The organism is Pseudomonas sp. HMSC08G10 (genome assembly GCF_001808425.1).
GTDB lineage: Bacteria > Pseudomonadota > Gammaproteobacteria > Pseudomonadales > Pseudomonadaceae > Aquipseudomonas > Aquipseudomonas guariconensis.
In genome coordinates, this window is sequence record NZ_KV793300.1 from 22,227 (window position 1) to 43,408 (window position 21,182).

23 protein-coding genes are annotated in these 21,182 nt (G+C 61.1%); 10 read left to right on the top strand and 13 right to left on the bottom strand.

Annotated elements, in window-relative coordinates:
* Window positions 1-10: 10 nt before the first annotated feature.
* The gene (gene mprF, locus HMPREF3173_RS08315; RefSeq protein WP_070572299.1) at window positions 11-2,653 is read left to right on the top strand and encodes a bifunctional lysylphosphatidylglycerol flippase/synthetase MprF; all 2,643 of its coding nucleotides are present in this window, start codon (window positions 11-13) and stop codon (window positions 2,651-2,653) included.
* Window positions 2,653-3,945 (top strand): virulence factor family protein, encoded by a 1,293-nt coding sequence (locus HMPREF3173_RS08320; protein ID WP_070572301.1) that lies wholly within the window; start codon window positions 2,653-2,655, stop codon window positions 3,943-3,945. Before mprF ends, HMPREF3173_RS08320 begins: the two co-directional genes overlap by 1 nt.
* 76 nt (window positions 3,946-4,021) lie before the next feature.
* Here HMPREF3173_RS08320 and HMPREF3173_RS08325 read toward each other — a convergent pair whose 3' ends face one another.
* A complete protein-coding gene (locus HMPREF3173_RS08325) occupies window positions 4,022-5,920 on the bottom strand; it encodes a potassium transporter Kup (protein WP_043208731.1) in 1,899 nt (632 codons plus the stop codon).
* A 235-nt stretch (window positions 5,921-6,155) separates the two neighbouring features.
* On the opposite strand from HMPREF3173_RS08325, the gene rimO reads away from it, so the two are divergent.
* From rimO to tsaA, 5 genes are all read left to right on the top strand, one after another.
* On the top strand, window positions 6,156-7,487 hold the full coding sequence (gene rimO / locus HMPREF3173_RS08330; RefSeq protein ID WP_043208732.1) for a 30S ribosomal protein S12 methylthiotransferase RimO: 1,332 nt from the start codon (window positions 6,156-6,158) through the stop codon (window positions 7,485-7,487).
* A gap of 91 nt (window positions 7,488-7,578) precedes the next feature.
* Complete coding sequence (locus tag HMPREF3173_RS08335) at window positions 7,579-8,037, top strand: GNAT family N-acetyltransferase (RefSeq protein WP_070572303.1); 459 nt, start codon at window positions 7,579-7,581, stop codon at window positions 8,035-8,037.
* A 124-nt stretch (window positions 8,038-8,161) separates the two neighbouring features.
* Window positions 8,162-8,872 carry an rRNA pseudouridine synthase gene (locus HMPREF3173_RS08340; protein WP_070572305.1) on the top strand — a complete coding sequence of 237 codons (711 nt, stop codon included), beginning with the start codon at window positions 8,162-8,164 and terminating at the stop codon, window positions 8,870-8,872.
* 93 nt (window positions 8,873-8,965) lie between these two features.
* Window positions 8,966-9,427: a YehS family protein gene (locus HMPREF3173_RS08345; protein ID WP_070572307.1), complete on the top strand. Its 462-nt coding sequence runs from the start codon at window positions 8,966-8,968 to the stop codon at window positions 9,425-9,427.
* A gap of 5 nt (window positions 9,428-9,432) precedes the next feature.
* Window positions 9,433-10,128, top strand: a complete 696-nt coding sequence (tsaA, locus tag HMPREF3173_RS08350) for a tRNA (N6-threonylcarbamoyladenosine(37)-N6)-methyltransferase TrmO (RefSeq protein WP_070572308.1) — start codon at window positions 9,433-9,435, stop codon at window positions 10,126-10,128.
* A gap of 102 nt (window positions 10,129-10,230) precedes the next feature.
* Here the strand turns inward: tsaA and fpr are convergent, their stop codons facing one another.
* Window positions 10,231-11,010: a ferredoxin-NADP reductase gene (fpr, locus tag HMPREF3173_RS08355; protein WP_043208743.1), complete on the bottom strand. Its 780-nt coding sequence runs from the start codon at window positions 11,008-11,010 to the stop codon at window positions 10,231-10,233.
* A gap of 120 nt (window positions 11,011-11,130) precedes the next feature.
* On the opposite strand from fpr, the gene finR reads away from it, so the two are divergent.
* Window positions 11,131-12,057 (top strand): LysR family transcriptional regulator FinR, encoded by a 927-nt coding sequence (finR, locus tag HMPREF3173_RS08360; protein ID WP_043208745.1) that lies wholly within the window; start codon window positions 11,131-11,133, stop codon window positions 12,055-12,057.
* On the opposite strand, the gene HMPREF3173_RS08365 is transcribed toward finR, so the two are convergent.
* The 3 genes from HMPREF3173_RS08365 to HMPREF3173_RS08375 all read right to left on the bottom strand — a co-directional run bounded on the left by HMPREF3173_RS08365 (window position 12,058) and on the right by HMPREF3173_RS08375 (window position 14,112).
* A complete protein-coding gene (locus HMPREF3173_RS08365) occupies window positions 12,058-12,420 on the bottom strand; it encodes a diacylglycerol kinase (RefSeq protein ID WP_043208747.1) in 363 nt (120 codons plus the stop codon).
* A 75-nt stretch (window positions 12,421-12,495) separates the two neighbouring features.
* A complete protein-coding gene (gene erdR / locus HMPREF3173_RS08370; protein ID WP_070572309.1) occupies window positions 12,496-13,146 on the bottom strand; it encodes a response regulator transcription factor ErdR in 651 nt (216 codons plus the stop codon).
* Between the two features lie 255 nt (window positions 13,147-13,401).
* Window positions 13,402-14,112 carry a tRNA-uridine aminocarboxypropyltransferase gene (locus HMPREF3173_RS08375; protein ID WP_070572311.1) on the bottom strand — a complete coding sequence of 237 codons (711 nt, stop codon included), beginning with the start codon at window positions 14,110-14,112 and terminating at the stop codon, window positions 13,402-13,404.
* 222 nt (window positions 14,113-14,334) lie between these two features.
* Here HMPREF3173_RS08375 and HMPREF3173_RS08380 point away from each other — a divergent pair, with 222 nt between their 5' ends.
* Complete coding sequence (locus HMPREF3173_RS08380; protein ID WP_043208752.1) at window positions 14,335-14,757, top strand: quorum-sensing-regulated virulence factor family protein; 423 nt, start codon at window positions 14,335-14,337, stop codon at window positions 14,755-14,757.
* Between the two features lies 1 nt (window position 14,758).
* Here HMPREF3173_RS08380 and HMPREF3173_RS08385 read toward each other — a convergent pair whose 3' ends face one another.
* Complete coding sequence (locus tag HMPREF3173_RS08385; RefSeq protein ID WP_043208754.1) at window positions 14,759-14,965, bottom strand: hypothetical protein; 207 nt, start codon at window positions 14,963-14,965, stop codon at window positions 14,759-14,761.
* 379 nt (window positions 14,966-15,344) lie between these two features.
* Between HMPREF3173_RS08385 and HMPREF3173_RS08390 the strand changes: the two genes are divergently transcribed.
* The gene (locus tag HMPREF3173_RS08390) at window positions 15,345-16,463 is read left to right on the top strand and encodes an LOG family protein (RefSeq protein WP_043208756.1); all 1,119 of its coding nucleotides are present in this window, start codon (window positions 15,345-15,347) and stop codon (window positions 16,461-16,463) included.
* A 27-nt stretch (window positions 16,464-16,490) separates the two neighbouring features.
* Here the strand turns inward: HMPREF3173_RS08390 and recX are convergent, their stop codons facing one another.
* From recX to HMPREF3173_RS08425, 7 genes are all read right to left on the bottom strand, one after another.
* Window positions 16,491-16,958 (bottom strand): recombination regulator RecX, encoded by a 468-nt coding sequence (gene recX / locus HMPREF3173_RS08395; protein WP_043208758.1) that lies wholly within the window; start codon window positions 16,956-16,958, stop codon window positions 16,491-16,493.
* A gap of 8 nt (window positions 16,959-16,966) precedes the next feature.
* The gene (gene recA, locus HMPREF3173_RS08400) at window positions 16,967-18,034 is read right to left on the bottom strand and encodes a recombinase RecA (protein ID WP_043208760.1); all 1,068 of its coding nucleotides are present in this window, start codon (window positions 18,032-18,034) and stop codon (window positions 16,967-16,969) included.
* A 106-nt stretch (window positions 18,035-18,140) separates the two neighbouring features.
* Complete coding sequence (locus HMPREF3173_RS08405) at window positions 18,141-18,623, bottom strand: CinA family protein (protein WP_070572313.1); 483 nt, start codon at window positions 18,621-18,623, stop codon at window positions 18,141-18,143.
* 59 nt (window positions 18,624-18,682) lie between these two features.
* Window positions 18,683-19,180, bottom strand: a complete 498-nt coding sequence (locus tag HMPREF3173_RS08410) for a lysis system i-spanin subunit Rz (protein WP_070572404.1) — start codon at window positions 19,178-19,180, stop codon at window positions 18,683-18,685.
* Window positions 19,177-19,725 (bottom strand): glycoside hydrolase family 19 protein, encoded by a 549-nt coding sequence (locus HMPREF3173_RS08415; protein ID WP_070572316.1) that lies wholly within the window; start codon window positions 19,723-19,725, stop codon window positions 19,177-19,179. The genes HMPREF3173_RS08410 and HMPREF3173_RS08415 overlap by 4 nt, the downstream gene beginning before the upstream one ends.
* 77 nt (window positions 19,726-19,802) lie before the next feature.
* A complete protein-coding gene (locus tag HMPREF3173_RS24290; protein WP_139146829.1) occupies window positions 19,803-20,318 on the bottom strand; it encodes a hypothetical protein in 516 nt (171 codons plus the stop codon).
* 68 nt (window positions 20,319-20,386) lie between these two features.
* Entirely contained in the window at window positions 20,387-21,181 is a 795-nt protein-coding gene (locus tag HMPREF3173_RS08425) for a hypothetical protein (protein ID WP_070572320.1), read from the bottom strand.
* Window position 21,182 lies beyond the last annotated feature (1 nt).

Here is a 21,182-nt window from a genome sequence, read left to right on the forward strand (position 1 = left end):
GAGGTTATCCATGATTTCACACGACTCCGAACCTCAGGAGCCTCTCGCCACCGCGCTTCCCAACGCCGCCCGCCGTCTGCCCTGGCTGGAGCGGCTGAGCCGTTATCGCCAACCCTTGGGGCTGGCCTTGACGTTGCTGCTGTTCAGCATGGCCTTGATCGCCTGCCGGCACTTGCTGAGCGAACTGGACATTTATGCCCTTCACGACGCCATGCTCAGCGTGCCGACACGATCTTTGGCGGGCGCCTTGCTGGCGACCGTCGTGGGCTTTGTGACTTTGCTGGGCTATGAATGGTCCGCCAGCCGTTACGCCGCAGTGCAGCTACCGGCCCGCACATTGGCGCTGGGCGGGTTCAGCGCCTTTGCCATTGGTAACGCGGTCGGGCTGTCGATCCTGTCCGGTGGCTCGGTACGTTATCGTCTGTATGCGCGGCATGGGCTAGGCGCCGCTGAAATCGCACGGATGACCGTGTTCGCCAGCCTATCCCTAGGCTGCGCCCTGCCCCCTCTGGCAGCGCTGGCGACATTGAGCAACCTGCAAGGAGCCGCCACCGCCCTGCGCCTGCCTGCCCCGTTGCTGGCCAGTATCGCCGTGGCAGTGCTGGCGCTGACGGCCGTATTGGTAATCGGCCTCTATCGCCGCCGCCTGGACGAGCAACCTCTGCCCGATAGCCTGGTGGTGCAGTTTGGACGGCGCACCCTGCGACTACCAGGCGCCCGCTTAGCCGCCCTGCAGTTGTTGATCACCGCCCTAGACGTCGTCGCCGCCGCTACCGTGCTTTACCTGCTGCTGCCCGAAGCTCCGCCTTTCGGCGCCTTCGTCCTGGTCTACCTGCTCGCCCTGGCCGCCGGTGTACTCAGCCATGTGCCAGGTGGCGTGGGGGTGTTCGAAGCCATTCTCCTGGCCGCCTTCGCCAATCAACTGGGCGCCGCGCCACTGGCAGCTGCCTTACTGTTGTATCGCCTGATCTATGTGGTCCTGCCCTTGCTGGTGGCCTGTGTGCTGCTGTTGGCGAGCGAAGCCCGCCGTCTGCTGTTCGCCCGCCAAGCGATCAATGCAGCCGCCGGGCTTGCCGCGCCGGTGCTGGCAATCCTGGTGTTTCTGTCAGGCGTCGTGCTGTTGTTCTCCGGGGCCACGCCCGAGATCGACACGCGCCTTGAGCACATGGGCTTTCTGGTGCCCCATCGCCTGATCGACGCTTCGCATTTTGGCGCCAGCCTCATCGGGGTGCTGTGCCTGCTACTGGCTCAAGGGCTACGCCGGCGACTGTCGGCCGCCTGGCTGCTGACCACTGTCCTGCTGCTGGTAGGCGCGCTGCTGTCGTTGCTCAAGGGTTTCGATTGGGAAGAAGCCAGCGTGCTGATCTTCACAGTGGCGCTGCTGGCCTTGTTCCGTCGCTCGTTCTATCGCCCAAGCCGGTTGCTGGAGCTGCCCTTCTCGCCGGTGTACCTGGTGGCAAGCGTTTGTGTGGTCGGCGCCTCAGTCTGGCTGCTGCTGTTCGCCTACCAGGATGTGCCCTACAGCCACGAACTGTGGTGGCAGTTCACCCTCGATGCCGACGCACCACGTGGCCTGCGCGCCGCCATGGGCAGTGCAGTGCTGTTAGTGGTCGTCGCGCTGACTTGGCTGCTGCGCACCGCACGGCCCGTGATTCACTTGCCCAACGATGAGGAACTGCAACAGGCCAAGGGCATTCTGATGGCCTCCGACCAACCCGACGGTGGCCTGGCACTCACCGGCGACAAAGCCTTGCTGTTCCACCCCAACCACAAGGCCTTCCTTATGTATGCCCGTCGCGGCCGCAGCCTGGTCGCCCTGTACGACCCGATCGGCCCCGCCCAAGAGCGCGCCGAGATGATCTGGCAATTCCGTGATCTGTGCGATCTGCACCACGCCCGCCCAGTGTTCTATCAAGTCCGCGCGGAGAATCTGCCGTTCTACATGGATATCGGCCTGACGGCACTCAAGCTCGGCGAAGAAGCGCGGGTCGATCTGCGCCGTTTCGACCTCGAAGCCAAGGGCAAGGAGATGAAAGACCTGCGCTATACCTGGAACCGCGGCGGCCGTGACGGGCTGACCCTGGAGATCCATGAGCCAGGCGATGCCCCGCTGGAGGCACTCAAGGAAATTTCCGACGCCTGGCTCGGTGGCAAGAACGTACGTGAAAAAGGCTTTTCCCTCGGTCGCTTCAGCCCCGAGTACCTGCAGCATTTCCGTATCGCGTTGATCCGCTTTCAAGGCCTACCGGTGGCCTTTGCCAACCTGCTGGAAACCCAGAGCAAAGAGCTGGCGAGCCTGGACCTGATGCGTGCCCATCCGCAAGCCCCCAAGCTGACCATGGAATTCATGATGATCGGTTTGATCCTGCACTACAAAAACCACGACTACGCCCGCTTCAGCCTCGGGATGGTCCCGCTCTCCGGCCTTCAGCCCCGACGTGGCGCCCCCCTGACCCAACGCCTGGGTTCAATGGTGTTCCAGCGCGGCGAGCAGCTGTACAACTTCCAGGGGCTACGTCGCTTCAAGGACAAGTTCCAACCGGATTGGGAACCCCGCTACATGGCTGTGCCGGCCGGGCTCGACCCGTTGGTGGCACTGGCCGATACCGCCGCCCTGATCGCAGGCGGCCTGACTGGATTGGTGAAACGTTGATGATCCGACGCTATTGGCTTTACCTGACCGGCGCCCTGCTCCTGGCCTTGCTGGCCGGTGCCGCGACCTTCTGGCTGTGGACCCGCCCAGCGCCCGAGGCCCGCCTGGAACACCTGACCCTGGGCGATGGCAGCAGCCTGGTCCGCGCCATACCGGGCGTACACGCCAAGGCCCGCGTGGCCATCGCCGTGCCCCAGGACCAGGCGCTCAGCGACAAACAATTGCTGGACCTGAGCCAGGCCGGCGAGGCCCAGCTGGTCCAGGTGCTTCTGCCGCCTGGCGACTGCGTCAAGCAGCAGCGCGCACTGGACCAGGCCATGGGCGAGCTGGCCGCACCGCCGAACTTGGTGGCTGGAATCGGCCCTGGCGCTGCGCAGGCCTGGCGATGGCTGGCCACCCAGAGCGATGACAAGGCCCGCGCCATCTCCGTGGACTTCACCCTCGAACAACCCGGTTGCCAGCCCCTGCCCAAATCCGCCGCCCACGGCCATTGGAGCGTTGCGTGGAATGACAATCCCGACGATGCCAGTGCCGCATTCGTGCGCGACCAGGCGAACGCCGAGACGAGCATCTCCGACTACGACATTCACCTGCCCCAGGTGCTCAAAGCTCAACTGGCCCAGGCCCTGATCGGCAAGGACGGCAATGCACTGAGCATTCCGGTAGTTGAGGTCCCCGCCGGGCAGACCACCGACACCGTCACCCTATTCCTCTCCGGGGATGGCGGCTGGCGTGACCTGGACCGCGACGTCGCCGGCGAAATGGCCAAGCTCGGCTACCCGGTCGTAGGGATCGATACGCTGCGCTACTACTGGCAGCACAAGACGCCGGAACAGAGCGCCGCCGACCTCTCTGAGCTGATGCAGCACTATCGCCAGAAATGGGGCACCAAGCGCTTCGTGCTCACCGGCTACTCCTTCGGCGCCGACGTGCTGCCGGCGATCTACAACCGCCTGCCGGATGAAGACAAACAGCGGATCGATGCCGTGATCTTGCTGGCGTTTGCCCGCAGCGGCAGCTTCGAGATCGAGGTCGAGGGCTGGTTGGGCAAGGAAGGTCAGGAAGCCCCGACCGGCCCGGAAATGGCCAAGCTGCCAGCGCCCAAGGTGGTGTGCGTCTATGGTGTCGAGGAGACCGATGAAAGTGGGTGTACCGACAAGACCGCAGTCGGTGAACGCCTGAAGCTGCCTGGCGGGCATCACTTCGACGAGAACTATCCAGCCCTGGCCAAGCGCCTGATCAGCGAGATCGAGACGCGCCAGGGGAAGTCCAGCGTGGCGGAACAGAACTGAAATAAACCTGCGGGCCGCCTCGGACGGCTGATCACGGGCTTGCCCTGCGATCAGCTGTCCGAATGCCCCTAGGGAATCAGATCTCGACCTGCGTTCCCAATTCGATCACCCGGTTCAGCGGCAGGTTGAAGAACCGAAGATTACCGTTGGCATTCTTGAGCAGGAACGCGAACAGATTGCCCCGCCAGCGCGCCATGCCCTCCAGGCGCGAGGCGATCACTGTCTCGCGGCTGAGGAAGTAGGTGGTACGCATCGGGCTGAAATCGAGTCCGTCCAGGTGGCACAGCTTCAGCGCCGCCGGCACGTCCGGTTCATCCATGAAGCCAAAGTGCAGCAACACGCGGAAGAACCCATCACCATAGGCCTCCACTTCAAAGCGCTCGTGCTCCGGCACCCGCGGCCGGTCCTCACTGACCACCGTCAACAGCACCACCTGGCTGTGCAGCACCTGGTTATGCAGCATGTTGTGCAACAGCGCATGGGGCACAGCGTCTGCCCGCGCAGTGAGAAACACCGCCGTGCCCTCGACGCGATGTGGCGGCTGTACGCGGATACTGCTGATGAACACGGGCAACGGCAGGGCTCCCTCGTCGATACGGTCCACCAGAATCTGTTTACCGCGCTTCCAGGTACTCATCAGGACGAACAGCACGATCCCCGCCAGCACAGGGAACGCGCCGCCCTGCACGATCTTCGGCACGTTGGCGGCGAAGAACAATCCATCGACAAACAAGAAGCCCAACAGAATCGGCACCGCCAGCACCGGTGGCCACTTCCACAGCAGCAGCATCACTGCCGACACCAGAATGGTGGTCATCAACATGGTGCCGGTCACCGCAACGCCATAGGCTGCGGCCAATGCGCCGGACGACTCGAAGCCGATCACCAGCAACACGACGCCGACCATCAAGGTCCAGTTCACCGCACTGATGTAGATCTGCCCTTGCTCGTCGCTCGAAGTGTGCTGGATCTGCATCCGCGGGATGTAGCCAAGCTGGATGGCCTGGCGGGTCAGGGAAAAGGCCCCGGAAATCACCGCCTGGGAAGCGATCACCGTCGCCAGCGTGGCCAGCCCCACCAGCGGCAACAGTGCCCAGCCCGGCGCCAGCAGGTAGAAGGGGTTGCGCGCCGCTTCCGGGTTTTGCAGCAGCATCGCGCCCTGTCCGAAATAGTTGAGTACCAAGGCCGGCAGCACCAGTGCGAACCAGGCCCGAGCAATCGGTTTGCGGCCGAAATGCCCCATGTCGGCGTACAGCGCCTCGGCACCGGTCAGCGCCAGTACCACCGCCCCGAGGATCGCCACGCCCATGCCCGGGTGAACAATGAAGAAGTTCAGCGCCCAGCCCGGATTGAACGCCTTGAGCACTTCCGGACTCTGCGCGATGCCATGCACCCCGAGCGCCCCCAACACCACGAACCAAGTGACCATGATCGGCCCGAACAGCTTGCCGATTTTCTCTGTGCCATGCTTCTGCACCAGGAACAATGCCACCAGCACCACCAGCGAGACCGGCACCACCCAATGATCGATTCCGTCGAAGGCAAGCCCCATGCCCTCAACCGCCGAAAGCACCGACACCGCCGGGGTGATCATGCTGTCACCGTAGAACAACGAGGCACCGACCAGACCGCAACCGACCATCAGCGCCCTGAGCTTCGGGTAATTGGCCGTCGCCCGGCGCGCCAGTGCGGTCAATGCCATCGTGCCGCCTTCCCCCTGGTTATCGGCACGCAGGATGAACATCACGTACTTGAACGAAACCACCCACAACAGCGACCACAGAATCAGCGACAGGATGCCCAGCACGCCATCATGGTTGACCTGTACCCCATACCCCCCGGTGAAGACCTCTTTGAGGGTGTACAGCGGGCTGGTACCGATATCGCCATACACCACCCCAACAGCTGCTACGAGCAGGCCCAGCGAGCGTGTCGCCCCCTGCCCACCTTCGGCGTGACTGCTTGCCTGAACCATCGACCACTCCCGCAGAAGGCCTTCTAGACCCATTTGAGTTGCACCCGCGCCGAGCCATCCCGAATGCCCCCGCGCAACGGCGCGAAGCATAGCGCAGCGTTCGTCGTATTTCTGCTGGTAAAGCGACCTTGCGCTCGCTAGAATTGCGCACTTTTTGATCAGAGGCGCCAAAAGCGCCCATCAGTATCGCCCCCGTCAGCGGCTGGGCGATCTGTCTTCAATACCGAGGTTAGCCATGTCCACCACTCCCGCCACCCCGAAGGTCGGTTTCGTCAGCCTGGGTTGCCCCAAGGCTCTCGTTGACTCCGAGCGCATCCTGACCCAGCTGCGCATGGAGGGCTATGAAGTCGTGCCTACCTACGAGGACGCCGACGTGGTGGTGGTCAACACCTGCGGCTTCATCGACAGCGCCAAGGCCGAGTCCCTGGAGGTGATCGGCGAGGCGATCAAGGAAAACGGCAAGGTCATCGTCACCGGTTGCATGGGTGTCGAGGAAGGCAATATCCGCGACGTGCACCCGAGCGTGCTGTCGGTCAGCGGCCCGCAACAGTACGAGCAGGTAGTCAATGCCGTACACGAAGTGGTTCCACCGCGTCAGGACCACAACCCGCTGATCGATCTGGTCCCGCCCCAGGGCGTCAAGCTGACCCCGCGTCACTACGCCTACCTGAAGATTTCCGAAGGCTGCAACCACAGCTGCAGCTTCTGCATCATCCCGTCGATGCGCGGCAAATTGGTTAGCCGCCCGGTCGGCGAAGTGCTGAGCGAGGCCGAGCGCCTGGTCAAGGCCGGCGTCAAGGAGATCCTGGTGATCTCTCAGGACACCAGCGCCTACGGTGTGGACGTCAAGTACAAGACCGATTTCTGGAACGGTCGCCCGGTCAAGACCCGCATGCTCGAGTTGTGCGAGGCCCTGAGCAGCCTCGGTGCCTGGGTGCGCCTGCATTATGTCTACCCATACCCGAACGTCGACGACGTGATCCCCCTGATGGCCGCCGGCAAGATCCTGCCGTACCTGGACATTCCCTTCCAGCACGCCAGCCCCAAGGTGCTCAAGGCCATGAAGCGTCCGGCCTTCGAAGACCGTACCCTGGCCCGCATCAAGAGCTGGCGCGAGCAGTGCCCTGAGCTGGTGATCCGCTCCACCTTCATCGTCGGCTTCCCCGGTGAAACCGAAGAAGACTTCCAATACCTGCTCGACTGGCTGACCGAAGCCCAGCTCGATCGCGTCGGCTGCTTCCAGTACTCGCCGGTCGAAGGCGCCCCGGCCAACGATCTGGGCCTGGAAGAAGTCCCGGACGAAATCAAGCAGGAGCGCTGGGACCGCTTCATGGCACATCAGCAGGCCATCAGCGCCGCACGCCTGCAACTGCGTATCGGCAAGGAAATCGACGTGCTGATCGACGAAGTCGAGGAGCAGGGCTCGGTTGGCCGCAGCTTCTTCGATGCCCCGGAAATCGACGGCAGCGTGTTCATCGATGGCGATCATGGCTTCAAGCCAGGCGACAAGGTGCGCTGCCGCATCGTCGATGCCGACGAATACGACATGTGGGCAGAACCGATCTGAGCCTCCTCAGGTCAGCCCCGATCAAGCCCCGCCACTGGCGGGGCTTTTTTTTGCATCTATGTTTTCCTCAGGACCCAGCAGGAGCAATGCGATGCAACCGGCACTGACGCTTCAAACGCCAAATGTGAGCGACTACCCGGAACTGGTGCGGATCTGGGAGGCCTCGGTGCGCGCCACCCACGACTTCATGCCCGATGCCTATATCGTGCTGCTGCGCGAACATGTGCTACGCCGTTATCTGGACGCCGTGATGCTGGTCTGCTGCAGGGACAGCACCAGGCGCATTCTTGGTTTTGCCGGCGTCGCCAATGGCCGGGTGGACATGCTCTTCGTCGCCCCCGAGTACCGTGGCCAGGGCATCGGCAAACGGCTGTTGCGCTATGCCGTCGACGAACTCAATGCCGAGCGCCTGGATGTCAACGAGCAAAACCCCCAGGCCCTGGGGTTCTACCTGCACGAAGGGTTCGAAGTCACCGGGCGTTCGGAAACCGATGGACTAGGTCAGCCCTATCCCTTACTGCACATGACCCTGATTCGCACAGGCTCTTGAGCTTTGGATGCAGGATGCCGTACGCCACTCCTGAAATGGCGTAAATGACATAGATTCCCAGCCCCAAGATCGTCCAGACAGGTACAATGGCGGCCTTCCCTGCCTCATTTTGCGAATTGCCTTCATGTCAGAACCCGTGCGCCTCTCCAAACGCCTCATCGAGCAACTTGGTTGCTCCCGCCGCGAGGCCGAGCTGTACATCGAGGGCGGCTGGGTCACGGTGGATGGCGTCGTGGTCGAGCAACCCCACTACAAGGTCGGGGCCGAGCCGGTTGCACTGCTCCCGGGAGCACGCGCCGAGCAACTGCCACCGGTCACGCTCCTGCTCAATCAAACGGCCGGTCAGAATGCCGAGACAGGTCGCAGCAGCATGACCATGGCTACCCTCAGCGAAGCCCATCCGCCTTCGGTGCGCCCGCTGCATGGTCACTTCGCCAGGTTGTCCTGTGTCGCGCCTCTGGAACCCGGCGCAACCGGTATGCAGCTCTACACCCAGGACTGGCGAGTCACCCGCAAGCTCGAGGCCGATCTTCATCGGATGGAGCAGGAGTACATCGTCCAGGTCGAAGGCCAGGCGTCGGCAGAGGCCTTGCAGCGCCTTGCCCGTGGCATCAGCCGCAGCGGTCAGGAACTGCCCAAGGCCAAGGCCAGTTGGCAGAACGAAAGCCATCTGCGCCTGGCCCTGAAGAATCCGCGGCCCGGGCAGATCGGCGCCTTGTGCGCCGCCCTTGGACTCAAGGTGCTGGGTATGCGCCGTATCCGCCTGGGCGGTGTGTCCATGGGCAAGCTGCCCGCCGGGCAGTGGCGCTACCTGGCGTCCAACGAACGCTTCTAGGCCCTGTATGCCATGTATCCGCACCCGGCCACACTGCCCCTAGCATTATCGCCACGCCACTGCTGGCGTGGCGCCTGAACAGGATTTGTCACCATGAACCACAACGATGTCCTGCGCAGCCTGCGCTACATGCTCAAGGTCAGCGACGCCCAAATGGCCGAGATCATTGGGCTGACCGGCCTCGAAGTTTCCGCCGAAGCGGTCGCCACCTACCTGAAGAAAGAAGATGAAGCCGGCTACGTGCGTTGCCCGGAGCGGGTCATGGCGCATTTTCTCGACGGGTTGGTGATTCACCGTCGAGGCCGCGACGACAGCCGCCCGGCGCAACCGATCGAAGTACCGGTGAGCAACAACACCATCCTCAAGAAGTTGCGTGTGGCCTTCGAGCTCAAGGAAGAAGACCTGCATGTGATTCTGAAGTCGGTCAACTTCCCGGTGTCCAAACCCGAACTCAGCGCGCTGTTCCGCAAAGTCGGCCATGACAACTACCGACCTTGTGGCGACCAGCTGCTGCGCAACTTCCTCAAGGGCCTGACCCTGCGTGTGCGCGGCTGAGCACGATGCGACATACGGTCTCCCCGGTTGGCATCGTCCGCTCCTGCTTCAAGGAGAAGTTCGCCATACCTCGCCAGCCGCAGCTGGCGCCCGCCGCACGTGGCGTGCTGGAGCTGCTGCCCCCGTTCGACCAGGGTGATGCCGTCGCCGGGCTCGAACAGGTAAGCCATGTCTGGCTGTTGTTCCTGTTCCACCAGGCCCTGGAAGACAAGCCCCGCCTGAAGGTGCGCCCGCCGCGCCTAGGGGGCAACAAGAGCATGGGCGTGTTCGCCACCCGTGCCACCCACAGACCCAATGGTATCGGCCAGTCAGTGGTGCGCCTGGAGGGTGTCGAGGCAGGTCGTCTGCTGCTGTCGGGGATCGACCTGCTCGACGGGACGCCGGTACTGGACATCAAGCCTTATGTGCCCTACGCCGACTGCATCGATGATGCAACCAACCAGATGGCCAGCGATGCGCCTGAACCTATTGCCGTGACCTGGAGCGAGGCCGCCCTACCCCAGGCCCATACACATGCCTTGCGTCTTCGAGAGCCATTGGTCGAGCTGATCGAGCAGTGCCTGGCGCAGGACCCACGCCCGGCTTACCAGGTACCGCCAGCTGATCGGGTGTATGGGGTGAAGTTCTGGGATGTCCAGGTGCGCTGGCACTACCCGAAACCAGACCAGATCCGTGTTCTGGAAGTCGTACCGGACGCTTAAGCCTTTCGGAAAACTCCCGGCGGTGCAGCCGCCGGCAGTACCGTTTTCCGGACATAAAAAAACGCAGGCCATAGCCTGCGTTTTTGCGTTGTGCGATTCGTCTTACTTTTCGACGAAAGCACGCTCGATCAGGTAGTCACCTGGCTCACGCATGCGTGGGGAGATCTTCAGACCGAAGCTGTCGAGAACCTCGGCGGTTTCGTCGAGCATGCTCGGGCTACCACAGATCATGGCGCGGTCGTCCTGTGGGTTGATCGGTGGCAGGCCGATGTCGCTGAACAGCTTGCCGCTGCGCATCAGGTCGGTCAGACGGCCCTGATTCTCGAACGGCTCGCGGGTCACGGTCGGGTAGTAGATCAGCTTGTCGCGAACTGCCTCGCCGAAGAACTCGTTCTGTGGCAGGTGCTCGGTGATGAACTCACGGTAGGCGACTTCGTTGACGTAGCGCACGCCGTGAACCAGGATCACTTTTTCGAAGCGCTCGTAGGTTTCCGGATCCTGGATGACGCTCATGAACGGCGCCAGACCGGTGCCGGTGCTCAGCAGGTAAAGGTGCTTGCCCGGGTTCAGGTCGTCGAGGACCAAGGTACCGGTGGGCTTCTTGCTGATGATGATCTCGTCACCTTCCTTCAGGTGCTGCAGCTGAGAGGTCAGCGGGCCATCCGGCACCTTGATGCTGAAGAACTCCAGGTGCTCTTCCCAGTTAGGCGAAGCGATGGAATAGGCGCGCATGAGCGGACGGCCGTTGTCCTGTTGCAGGCCGATCATCACGAACTGACCGTTCTCGAAGCGCAGGCCCGGATCACGGGTGCACTTGAAGCTGAACAGAGTGTCGTTCCAGTGGTGCACACTGAGGACACGTTCGTGGTTCATGTTGCTCATCGATGGGGCTCCTGAAGAAAGACGCGGCGCGGACCTAGCGCACTATTGCGCGATATTTTAGGGGCAGCGACAATATCTGTTAAATGGATTATCAAGATATGTCTTATCGGTTATATAGATATGCGATTCACGCTTCGTCAGCTGCAAGTCTTTGTCGCCGTCGCCCAGCACCAAAGCGTGTCCCGGGCCGCGAGCCTGTTGGCGTTGTCGCAATCGGCCGCCAGCACCTCGATCACTGAACTGGAGCGTCAATCGAGCTGCCAGTTATTCGACCGCGCGGGTAAACGGCTGAGCCTCAACGCCTTGGGCCATCAATTGCTGCCCCAGGCCGTTGCCCTGCTCGACCAGGCCAAGGAGATCGAGGACCTGCTCAATGGCAAGTCCGGCTTCGGATCGCTCTCGGTCGGTGCCACCTTGACCATCGGCAACTACTTGGCAACCCTGCTGATCGGCAGCTTCATGCAGGGTCACCCGGAGAGTCAGGTCAAACTCCATGTGCAGAACACCGTACATATCGTGCAGCAGGTCGCGCACTATGAAATTGACCTGGGTCTAATCGAAGGCGACTGCAACCACCCGGATCTGGAAGTGCAACCCTGGGTGGAAGATGAACTGGTGGTGTTCTGCGCGCCTCAGCATCCCTTGGCCAAGGTGGGCCGGGCAGATGTGGAGACCTTGTCCCACGAGGCGTGGATTCTTCGCGAGCAAGGCTCGGGGACGCGGCTGACGTTCGACCAGGCCATGCGTCATCACCGCGCCAACCTGAACATCCGCCTGGAGCTGGAACACACCGAGGCGATCAAACGCGCCGTTGAGTCCGGCTTGGGCATCGGCTGCATCTCGCGCCTTGCCCTGCGCGACGCGTTCCGGCGTGGCAGCCTGGTGGCGGTGGAAACGCCGGAACTGGACTTGTCGCGGCAGTTCTATTTCATCTGGCACAAGCAGAAATACCAGACCTCGGCCATGCGCGAATTCCTGGAGCTGTGCCGTAACTTCACCGCCGGCGTCAGCCGCAGTGACGAGATCGTCCTGCCGCCGATTGCCTGATCAGAGCAGGATTACACCCCACACCAGCGCCACCATGGTCATCGCGACCAGTTGCGCGGCGCTGCCCATGTCCTTGGCATTCTTGGACAAGGGGTGGCGCTCCAGGGAGATACGGTCGATGGCCGCCTCAACCGCAGAATTGAGCAACTCGACGATCAATCCCAGCAAGCATACGGCGATAAGGATCGCACGCTCCACACGGGTGACGGGCAGCCAGAAGGCCAACGGAATCAGTACGACGTTGGCCAGCACCAGCTGGCGGAACGCCGCCTCGCCCTTGAAAGCGGTACGCAGGCCGTCCAACGAATAGCCGGCGGCATTGAAGATACGTTTAAGGCCGGTCTGGCCCTTGAATGGCGACATGGACGGTTACTTCACCGATTAAAGGGCCAGCAGATTAGTCCAACCCGGGTCAAAAAAGCGTGAATATACGGGAACTTAGTTAGCCGGAACCGATTCGAGTTGTTGCAGCAGCAACGCTGCCTGAGTACGGGTACGCACCCCCAGCTTGCGGAAGATTGCCGTCACGTGGGCCTTGATGGTCGCCTCCGACACGCTCAATTCGTAGGCGATCTGCTTGTTCAGCAAACCTTCACAGACCATGGTCAGCACCCGGAACTGCTGCGGCGTCAGACTGGCCAGACCTTCGCTCGCAGCCTTGGCCTCGGCCGAGACATCGACCTTCTCGAACGCCTGTGGCGGCCACCACACGTCGCCATCGAGCACTTTCTGCACTGCATCCTGGATGACGTCCAGGTTGCTCGACTTGGGGATGAAACCACTGGCACCGAACTCGCGAGACTTGACCACCACGGCCGCCTCTTCCTGCGCCGAGACCATGACCACCGGAATCTGCGGGTACTGCCCACGCAGCAGGACCAAGCCGGAGAAACCATAGGCGCCGGGCATGTTCAGGTCCAACAGGACCAGATCCCAGTCGGCCTTCTCGGACAGGCGGGTTTCCAGCTCGGCGATGCTCGCCACCTCGACCAGACGTACATCCGGCCCCAGGCCGAGGGTAACGGCCTGGCGCAGGGCGCTACGAAACAGTGGGTGGTCATCGGCAATCAGGATTTCGTATGTGGCCATCGATCTAAGGATCCTGTTCTGTGCCAGGCGCGAGGGGTGGAGGAATGCCTGGCGAGCAACTCAAGGCGCAAACGGCAAGGCCGCCGGCCGCAATGGCACGGCGAAGTCCGGGAAAACAGCATCTTCGTCGTGCCCGAATCGGCGCCAAGAATGCCGAGCACGGTCCGGGCGGTCAAGCCAATTGCCCGGTCGTCCCCGCCTCCTTGGCTGCCAGCCTGGTCATTATGAACCAATCCACCGCGCCTGCCCCTTGGACTATAGGAAGGTATGCAACCGCCGATGCGCGTCGTCGTCCAGATCCAGCGGCAAGTGCCGCTTGGCACTCAAATAATGCAGGCTGAACACATCCAGGTAGGCGTCCAGCGCCTCGCTGGCGCGTTGGTCACCGGCCAGTTCCAGGCACATTGCCGCAACCTCGGCGGTACAGAAATGGTCATCACGCTTGGAACGGCGCAGCTTGTAACGCGACATCTGCTCGGCCTGCAGGCTCAGAACTGGGAAGCGGTCCAGATAAGGGCTCTTGCGAAACATCTTGCGGGCTTCGGTCCAGGTGGCGTCGAGCAGAATGAACAACGGGCGTTTGCCCGGCTCGCGCACCACCTCGCTGACAACCCGCTCTGGCGCGACGAACTCACCGGGGAAGACGATGTAGGGCTGCCATTTGGGGTCGTCAAGCAATGCGAGCAGGCGCGGGTCGACGTCGGTACGGAGCCAGCCAAAGGCCGAGGTGTCCTCTACCAGATCAGCGATCAGCCAGCCAGTATTGGTCGGCTTGAGTGGCTCTGTGTCATGCATCACCAGACACATGCCGGCGTCGGCGGTGACCTTGGGCTTAAAGGCACACAGGCAGTGGCTGGCGATCACGCGGCAATCCGGACAACGCACCGCGCGCGAACCACGGGCAATGAAGGGCTTGTTGCTGCGGGCCAGGCGTTCGGCGCGCAGGCGTGCTACGGCGTGGCTCATGGCTGCACGCCTCGCAGAAGGAAGGAAACAGGCACGGTTGCAACTCGGCGGGAAACAAGCCGCCAGTCTACCAGAGGCGTTGTCATTTGCCGTGCAGGTGGACGGACGCCTCCTTTATAATCGCGATTTTGGCGACCTGGGATATCCCACAGGCGGGTGGTTTCATGGAACGCCGCTCGCTGGCGCAGGTCAAAGTGCCAGTCATCGAACCAGGAGAGATTCATGCTGCGTCTTACCATCCCGACCTTGAGCCTGCTGCTCGCACTGCCACTGGCGGCCCAGGCGGCCTCCAAGCAGGAATACGAGCTGAACCAGATGCTGCAGAAGGTCGCCAAGGAAAGCAGCGTCGGCACCCCGCGTGCCATCAACGAAGATATCCTCGACCAAGGCTATACCGTCGAGAAAGGCCGGGCGTTGGTCAACCACCTGAGCGTACGCGAGAGCCACGCCGAGCGGATGCGCGCCAACCCGGAACAGGTTCGCAGCCAGCTGGGCGACAGCGTGTGCCGCAACAATGGCTATCGTCAGCTGATGTCCAAGGGCGCGGTCCTGGTCTATCGGTTCTCGGTCTACAAGACCAACCAGCCGATCATGGACCAAGCCTTCGACGCCTCCAGCTGCGTGGCGGGTAACAAGAAGAAGTAACTCAGGCAACCCTGTCGTTGTTACTGGCGCGCCGCTGTTCTTCATCGGCGCGCAACTCCGCCAGCAGAGCCTGGAGATAACGCGAGTGCCGCTCTGCGACTTCCAACCTGCGTAAGCACTCCGCTTCCAGGCTCACGTGATGGGCCTGGGCAGCCCGCTCCAGCAGCAGATATAGCTGCCTGTCCACCTCGATGATCAACCGATGCATACCGCGACCTCCTGCATCGAGACGTTGCGTTTCCAGTTAACCAGAGCTGCGTTACAGCTGGCCCCCTCCCGACGAGCGGGAAAACTGCGCTGTTATCGGACATCGCACTGTCTTCAATCGGCACGATCTAACGCTTGGGTCTAGATTGATAGCAAATACCCGTGCATTTCCGGCACCCGAGGAGACTGCCCAGGCGCGGCGCTCTTGCACTGCGATAACAACAATGTGATGGACATTTGTCACTGCATCATGGCCTTGAAGGCCCACTGCAATGCTCGGGTTGCATACTCGAGCAACGGCAGCCAGCGACACACGCAGTGTCGCGGCCGGGATACCCCATCGTCCCGGTCAGAGGTTCTGCTGCAGAAGGAGACGTTGAATGCCTTACCAACCGAACGAACTCTTGTTCAATCATTTCAGGGACAACGGCATCGACCTGAGCAAGATTGATGAACAGCTGCAACTGGTCGCGCCCAACAGCCCCAACCTGCCGCTGTACCGCGACATGATGCTGACCATCCTGCGCATGGCCCACGACGACACCAACCGCTGGAACGCCAAGATCACGCTGCAGGCCCTGCGCGAACTCGACCATTCCTTCCGCACCCTGGAACGCTACAAGGGACGGCGGAAGGTCACCGTTTTCGGCTCGGCGCGTACGCCATTGGAACACCCCATGTATGCGCTTGCCCGTGAACTGGGCGCAACCCTGGCACGCTCCGACCTGATGGTCATTACCGGTGCCGGCGGAGGCATCATGGCCGCAGCCCATGAAGGCGCCGGCACCGGGCACAGCCTGGGATTCAACATCACCCTGCCTTTCGAGCAACATGCCAATGCCACAGTGGATGGCACTGACCAGTTACTGCCCTTCCATTTCTTCTTCATTCGCAAACTGTTCTTCGTCAAGGAAGCCGATGCCCTGGTGCTCTGCCCAGGTGGGTTCGGCACTCTGGATGAAGCTCTCGAGGTACTCACCTTGATCCAGACAGGCAAAAGCCCTCTGGTGCCAGTGGTATTGCTGGACTCGCCAGGCGGAACCTTCTGGCGGGACGCGCTGGCGTTCATCAGCAAGCAACTGGAGGAAAACCGCTACATTCTGCCCAGCGACATGAAGCTGGTGCGCCTGGTCCACAGCGCCGACGAAGCGGTGGAGGAGATCAACCAGTTCTACAGCAACTACCACTCCAGCCGCTGGTTGAAGAACCAGTTCGTGATTCGCATGCATCATCCCTTGAGCGATGCAGCGCTCTACGACATCCAGGAAGGATTCGCCGATCTACGCCTGAGCGGCAAGTACCATCAACAACCAGACAGCGGCCTCGAGCACGAGATAGGTAACTTCAACCACCTGACCCGATTGACCTTTGCCTTCAATGGTCGTGATCAGGGCCGCCTACGCGAACTAGTGGACTTCATCAATCTGCCGGAAAACTGGGCCAAGCCCCAGCCCATGCACACCACACAGCGAGCAAGGGAAGCCTTGAAGGTCGATTGAGAAAGGGGACAGCGGGAAACTGAAGAATCAGTCGTCAAGATTGCGGCCGCTGAGCAGACGGCCGATCAGCTCCATGGGGAATCCACGGTAGGCAAGAAATCGGGTCTGCTGGGCACGGCTTCGGGGATCATGGGGACGTTGCCCGGCGAACTTGCGTTGCCAGACTTCCTGCAGCCGGGCCGCCCAGTCCACTCCGCTTTCACGCAGAGCCTGGTCGATGTCACCACGGTTCAGGCCGCGTTGCCCTAACTCTTCGCGAATACGCGCTGGGCCGTAGCCGGCATTGGAACGATAGGAAATGAAGCTTTCGAGGTAGCGTGCCTCACTGAGGAGCCCCTCTTCGGCAAGCCGATCGAGCGCAGGCTCGATCAGCTCATCCGGTGCGCCGCGCTGACGCAACTTACGTGTCAGCTCGACACGACCATGCTCGCGGCGTGCGAGCAGGTCCATGGCTGTCCGCCGAACGGCGACGGGGTTGTCGAGTACGACGGACATGGGGCCAATCAATAGCCGGCGTCGGCGTCAGCCATGTCGTCGGCATCGGCTTCAGCAGCGGCGGCCTTGCCAGCAGCGGCGACGGCACCTGCGTTGAGCAGTTTTTCACGGATTTGTTTCTCGATCTCCGCCCCTACAGCTGGGTTGTCTTGCAGGAACTTGGCAGCGTTGGCCTTGCCCTGACCGATCTTGTTGCCTTGGTAGCTGTACCAAGCACCGGATTTTTCCACCAGGCCTTGGGATACACCCAGGTCGATGATCTCACCGTTGCGGTAGATACCCTTGCCATAGAGGATCTGGAACTCGGCCTGGCGGAACGGCGGCGAAACCTTGTTCTTGACGATCTTGACGCGGGTCTCGCTACCCACTACCTCGTCGCCTTCCTTGACAGCGCCGGTACGACGGATGTCCAGACGCACGGAGGCGTAGAACTTCAATGCGTTACCACCGGTGGTGGTTTCCGGGCTACCGAACATCACACCGATCTTCATACGGATCTGGTTGATGAAGATGACCAGGCAGTTGGCGTTCTTGATGTTACCGGTGATCTTGCGCAGCGCTTGGGACATCAGGCGAGCCTGCAGGCCCACGTGCATGTCACCCATTTCGCCTTCGATTTCGGCCTTCGGGACCAGCGCGGCCACGGAGTCGACAATGATCACGTCAACGGCGTTGGAACGCACCAGCATGTCGGTGATTTCCAGGGCTTGCTCGCCGGTATCTGGCTGGGAGACCAGCAGGTCATCGACATTGACGCCCAGCTTGCCGGCGTACTCGGGATCAAGGGCGTGCTCGGCATCGACGAAGGCGCAGGTGGCGCCGTTTTTCTGGGCTTCGGCGATAACCGACAGGGTCAGTGTGGTCTTACCCGAGGATTCCGGACCGTAGATTTCAACGATACGGCCTTTAGGCAAGCCGCCGATGCCAAGGGCGATGTCCAGGCCCAGGGAGCCAGTGGAAATGGCCGGGATGGCCTGACGCTCGTGGTCGCCCATGCGCATGACCGCGCCCTTGCCGAATTGGCGTTCGATCTGACCCAGGGCAGCAGCCAAGGCGCGCTTCTTGTTGTCGTCCATTGAAATCCTCACGTGTTCGACGGGCGGCCCTGCGGCCGGAAATAACTGTATAAGTAGCCAGTATTATTCCACAGGGATTCGCTTTGGCAAACCCCCGTCGGGTGATTTACTCCACACCAAGCTGTAACAAGCCGTCTAACGCGGCGATCACCGTCTGTCGGCGCACCGCTTCGCGGTCGCCGTCGAAGTGCCGGCGCTCGCTGATCACATGGTTGCCATCGGCCCATGCCAGCCACACGGTACCCACCGGTTTGGCAGGTGAACCGCCATCGGGCCCGGCCACACCACTGACCGCCACGGCAAAACGCGCCCCGCTGGCGGCCTGAGCGCCACGGACCATGGCCTCGACCACTTCCTGGCTCACCGCGCCCACCTGGCCGAACAACACTTCGGGGACACCCAGCTGGCGGGTCTTCTGGGTGTTGGAATAAGTCACGTAACCGGCCTCGAACCACGCCGAGCTGCCGGGAATGCGGGTGATGGCCTCGGCGATGCCGCCACCGGTGCAGGACTCGGCAGTGCTCACCTGCGCATTGAGGCGCCGCAAGTGCTCTCCAAGACGGGTAGAAAGAACGGTGATCGGGTCCATGGCTGGGCTCCTTGAAAACTGCGCTCTACCCTACCACCCTCGCTTGGCCAGGCAAGGGCTCAGCGCGCCAATGCCCGAATGTAATCCTGGCAGGCGCGCAGGGCGATCAGTCCCCGGTCTCCGGTGTCGGTGATGGCGATAATGCGTCGAGCATCCGCTGGGTCAAGTCGGGCGCGTACGGGGCCATGATCCACGCCGCTGGCGCTGGAGGGGGCAGGCACTGTGGGGCAGTTGGCGCCCTGTTCGACCAAGACTGACAACCGCAGGTCAGCAGTAGCCAGGCGGTCACGCAGGCGAGCTTGAGTCTGTTGGGCATGGGCGAGCTCCTGGAAATGTCGTGTTTCACTGCCTTGCAGGCGTTGTTCGAGTTGCTGGCGTCCCTCGCGCTCGGCGAGCAGCGCTCGCGCTGCTTCCTCTGCACGCGCCTGGGCCTCATGGGCTTGAGCCTCGGCCTGCTGCGCGAACAGCCGGCCGTAGCGCCAGGCCTGGACCTGCCAGGTCAATGCCGAAGACAACAGCACGAGCACCAGACACAGCCCCAGCCATAGGCGGCTCAACACAGCACCTCCCGCGCCCGTGCCCACAAGGCCAGACGATCTTCCAGCCCATTGAGCCCACCATTGATGTGACGGGTGATGCGATTGAACTCACCCCGATCCGCCAGCGCATTGAGCCCGCGTGAATGCCAGAACCACGCCGCCGATTCACAAGCCCAGCGGGGTTGCTCAAGCATCTGCGGCTGCGCCAGCAGGCGTTCATCACCAAACAGCGCCCGGCTGCAGGCCTGATAGTTATTGCGACCGGTCACCTGGATCAGGCCACGGCCGCGATAGAGCTGACCATCACCATCAGCCTCGGGGGTATTGCCCAGCCGCTGGGCCAGGCTGCCCGTGTCATAACGCGAGAGGTAACGGTCATTGCCCAGCTCCTTGAGGTAGCGCAGTTGGCCAGATTCATGACCGACCTGGGCGAGGAACGCTGCGACGCGTTTGGGATTGTCGATTTCCCAGCGCGGCAGGGTGCTGTTCAGGGCTGGCAAAAACACGTCCGCGACAGGGCGGGCATTGGGGAAGATCGCGAGTAGTTGGTCTTCCGTAAGCATGAATATCTCCTTGATCACGCAGGATTCGGACACAAAAAAGCCCGGTGCGAACCCGGGCTTTATCGAGCCGATCGACATTATTGAAAAAGTGTCCGACGATGTTTCCAGGCGACTCTAAGTGCCACGAAAAATGGCGCAAAAGATACAAGCGCCAAAAGCACGACATTTCGCCAGATCGACTCATTGTTCCACTCGATTATTTGTCGATTGAAATCATCATCGAAAACAACCAGCCCTTCTTGAGTCGCCAGTTCACGCAGTACAATATCTGGCTCGCCGACTTCAACGGTCAGAAGTACCTTAGAACCAATCCGTAAGCCTGTCTGCTGGTAGATCGCCTGGTTGACATACACTGCCTTGACGTGTCTTGCTCCGTTCAACCTGAAAGTGATCCCCAGTGTTACGATAGCCGGATCATGCTCCCAAGATGAGGCATGGCCGTTAACACGCCCCTCTAAGTTCACAAGCCTAGTTACATCAACCGGTGCATACACTCGCAGCTGCGAGTAGTAGAGCGCAGCAAAAACCCAAAGCCCGACCGCAACAATCAACAGATTGAAAATTTGCTGCCTTGGAGGCAGTGTTTTTAGCATTCGAGCGAACGAGCTTATCGAAAACATACTCAAACCCTTGACCGACCTCTTAACCGATAATTTTATACTCAGTGGTACCGATCGATACCAATGAAGTTGTTCTGAGGGCTTACGATTTCAATAGGACCAATGTCAACTCGCCAACCGAGAGACTGTGAAACTGGGAAAATCAGCGGCCTCGAAAATCCATTCTCGATATATCCTCCGCCCGACCCGGCGGAATTTTCATAAAGGTGATAGTCTTTCCCGGTAATTGTAACGACGCCCCGCTTTGGATCCCATTGAATCACGGCAATACGATTTGTATACGCAGCTCTGATCTGTGCAAGCGTTACTAGCTTCAAATCAGGCGCAACCCAATAATTTTGATATGAAGCGTTAGGCCTAGCGCGAAAATTCTTTTCCCAGATTGGCTTCACATAGGATGAGTATATTTTCTTCGCAACATCCGAGGTCACCACTCCGGCCAAGCTCGTAAGCACACCCACAGCGACAAACCCTCCCGCCCCTACTGCCCCCCCTAATAAAATCAAACTACCGACCACCCCCACTAAATTACCAACCAAACTAATGACATCCCCTGTATCAAAGCCTTTATCCTCACGATATTTGGCTGTGATCTTCAACAAAACGGTAGTGGCGGCAAACGTATTGGTTTGAAGATTCAAGAATGGTGTGAGCCCAGCTGTCAACTTTACAATCGACGTTACATTGGCCACAGCCGCTCCCGTCTGCGCGCTCTGGTTCACCAAGGTGAAGCCCTGCTTATCACTGTTGTATTGATCGATTAATGAAGTTCCTGCCGCCGTCGCACCGGCAGTTGTGTCGACATACCCCAGGATTATTTCAACGGTCCTAGCCATA